The 2,956-nt window shown below is 41.0% G+C and carries 3 protein-coding genes; 1 reads left to right on the top strand and 2 read right to left on the bottom strand.

The window, feature by feature from the left end; all coding sequences use genetic code 11:
- Together WBA23_RS00925 and WBA23_RS00930 are read right to left on the bottom strand one after the other, a co-directional pair.
- On the bottom strand, positions 1-791 hold a 791-nt coding region (locus WBA23_RS00925), incomplete at its 3' end, for a helix-turn-helix transcriptional regulator (protein ID WP_424580351.1).
- Positions 792-1,145: 354 nt separating this feature from the next.
- A complete protein-coding gene (locus WBA23_RS00930) occupies positions 1,146-2,048 on the bottom strand; it encodes a DUF58 domain-containing protein (RefSeq protein ID WP_424580352.1) in 903 nt (300 codons plus the stop codon).
- 266 nt (positions 2,049-2,314) lie between these two features.
- Between WBA23_RS00930 and WBA23_RS00935 the strand changes: the two genes are divergently transcribed.
- Entirely contained in the window at positions 2,315-2,701 is a 387-nt protein-coding gene (locus WBA23_RS00935; RefSeq protein ID WP_424580353.1) for a DUF3276 family protein, read from the top strand.
- Positions 2,702-2,956 lie beyond the last annotated feature (255 nt).

The raw sequence follows: 2,956 nt of genomic DNA on the forward strand, positions 1-2,956 counted from the left end.
GGTTGAATTTTTACAGTTTGCATAAGCATATGATTTTGATTTTCCGCTAAGTTCGGTAGGGCAGATGACAAGGGTATGTCAGGGGTGGGTAAACATTTTTTACGGCACTGTTCAAAATATTCCTGAAGGGTAATTATGTGTGGTTCAAATTGTTGGCCGGTAACGCGTAATGACTGTATGCAATCTAGCCGAAATGCTCTAAAATCACTTCTCAATTGGCAAAAAGCGACCAATATCCAGTTTCCCTGGGTACTGTACAATGCGAAAGGTTCTGTTGCTCGTCGGCTATGCTTACCAGACAGTGACGTATAATCCAACTCAACCAACTGATAATTGGTAATGGCCGACTGAAGATTTATAAGATGATGACTTACTCTTTTTGGCTGGCGATCAGGACGAATCTGGAGGCGTTCAGTCAGTAGCTCGGTTTTCTCCTGCTGCGTGTGCTTTAGTACCGATCTGATTTTAGTAATAGCTCGGTGATACTGTTCGGCTAAAGATTGGTCTTGATTTTGGGTAATCAGATGTTCGGCAGTAATCAGTGCGTTGGCCTCTTCCTCACTGAACATCACCGGAGGGAGATTATAACCATCTACCAACGAGTAACCTTTTCCTTCTTCAGTAACGATGGGAATCCCTGATTGCTCTAACGTTCGGATATCGCGGTAAATAGTGCGGATACTTACTTCATGCTGTTGAGCCATTGCCCGGGCAGTAATTATCCGTCCTGATTGGAGCTGCGTAATTAGTGCGGTCAGTCGGGCGAGACGAGGTTTATTGTCTTCAGTCATCACTAATACTACTGCCTGGTATTTATTCTTCCGCCTTCCGGTAAAGCCAATTGAATCAGTTCCATTTTATTGTTTATTACGAGACGTGCTCTTAGCCAGTTATCTAAAAATACTGCTGCTTTACATTTTCTTGATCACTCCGAGATTTTATCCACTGAATCCAAAAAATGGATTAGCTGGGTAGCAGTTTGTTCCAACCCATTTGCACCTACCATATTAAAGCAGTAAAAGAGCAGATTGCTTGTTCGGAGACATGCTCCCGTTCAATAGTTGTTAGTTACTCAGTGATTAATTATTGCTATCGCTATCCGGAAGTCCGGCACTTTCTACCGTGGTTAAGTAGAAGCGTGCTATCTACTTCATACTAGTCCGCTTAATGAGATAGTTTCGCAAAACTTGATCAAAACCTTGATTGATATCTGCGGTCACGAAATCAATTTTTGCCTGCCCACAGCGGATCTCTAGTTCATGGAAGTACTCGGTCACATATTTCTGGTAAGCTTCCTTCACTTGCGATGGCTGTAGCTTAAGTCGTTCGCCCCGCTCCATATCGATAAATTCGTAGGGTCGCTCTTCAAAATCAAAGTTAAGCTCAGTCTTATGATCGGTTACGTGAAAAAGAAGCACTTCGTGCCGGTTGTGCTTCAAATGTTGCAAAGCACTAAAAATCTGGTCGGTTTCTTCTTGATTTTCAAACATATCACTGAAGATGATTACCAGCGAACGTTTATGAATTTTTTCCGCTACCTGATGTAACACACTAGCTACCGAAGTTTGCCGGGAAGCAGGTTGTTCTTTTAGTAGGTTCTCTAAAATCACGAAGAGCTTATGTAGGTGCGAAGCAGTAGATTTTACCTGCGTTTGTTGGTCAATATCTTCAGAAAATACGCACAGCCCTACCGCATCGCGCTGTTTCTGTAATAAATGCGCTAAGGCCGCTGTAGCCATTACACTAAACGTGATTTTACCCTTATTCTTCTGCGGATAATACATAGAAGACGAATTGTCTACTATTAGCTGACAACGAAGATTAGTCTCTTCTTCGTAACGTTTTGTGTACAAACGACCCGTTTTGGCATATACTTTCCAGTCAATATGCCGAGTGCTTTCGCCCGTATTGTACAGGCGATGTTCGGCAAATTCTACTGAAAACCCGTGGTAGGGTGATTTATGGAGCCCAGTAATAAACCCTTCTACTAACTGCTTGGCTAGTAGTTCAATATTACCAAACTCTCTAATCTCGGACAGATTAAGCATAAGCGAAGAGGGAATTTACCAATGTACGTTTGTAAGGTACAACGAAGGAAATTATAGGAAAGTTAATGAGCACATTTGCTGCACCATAGAAGAATTTGCTTGATTGTAATACCAATGCGAATGAACAAAAGTTTAATAAAAATGTTTTGTTTGCTCTTTTTCTTTGTAACATTTCTTGCATTTATGCTATATTTAGGACAGTTTAGTATCGAATAATCTTTATAATAACTTAAAACGGATTACTTACATCTTAAAATTTGGACGTTGTGGAAGACAATCATGGAAAAGATCGAGCAGAAATTTACTCTCAACGAGTACGAGCGGGCAAGCGCACGTACTTTTTCGATGTAAAATCAACGCGCTCTAACGACTACTACCTAACCATTACCGAAAGCCGAAGACGTTACAAGGACGATGGCTACTTTTACGAGAAACATAAGATTTTCCTTTATAAGGAAGATTTTAACAAGTTTATGACGGCATTGGAAGAAACCGTAGGGCACGTGAAAGAAGAACTGATGCCCGAGTACGATTTTGATCAGTACGAGAATGACAACAATGAAGAGATAGCGCCCACCCAAGAAAATCCGACTCCAGCTCAAGCCCCAGCTCACGCTACTACTAGCGCAGACGAAGAACTGAAGTGGGATTAGATTAGTATCTATCTCAACAATTCATCTCTAAAAGAAGCCCTCATTCCATTGGGCTTCTTTCTTTTATTACCTAAACTATCTAATCACATTTTTAGTATATCTTGCTGATATGCTAAACCGGAGGCTCCTATATGTTTTTCTAGCATTAATAGCAGCCATTCTGGTTGCTTGGATATTTTTCGACATTTTCTCGTACGTAGTAGTTAGCTTAGTGCTATCTACTATCTTTTCTCAGCTCACCAACTACATACACCG

This window comes from Tunicatimonas sp. (genome assembly GCF_049647865.1).
In the GTDB taxonomy this organism is placed as follows: Bacteria; Bacteroidota; Bacteroidia; order Cytophagales; family Cyclobacteriaceae; genus Tunicatimonas.

Excerpts from the sequence above, each read along its gene's own strand:
- WBA23_RS00930 (WP_424580352.1), bottom strand. The coding sequence starts at position 2,048 with ATGCTTAATCTGTCCGAGATTAGAGAGTTTGGTAATATTGAACTACTA.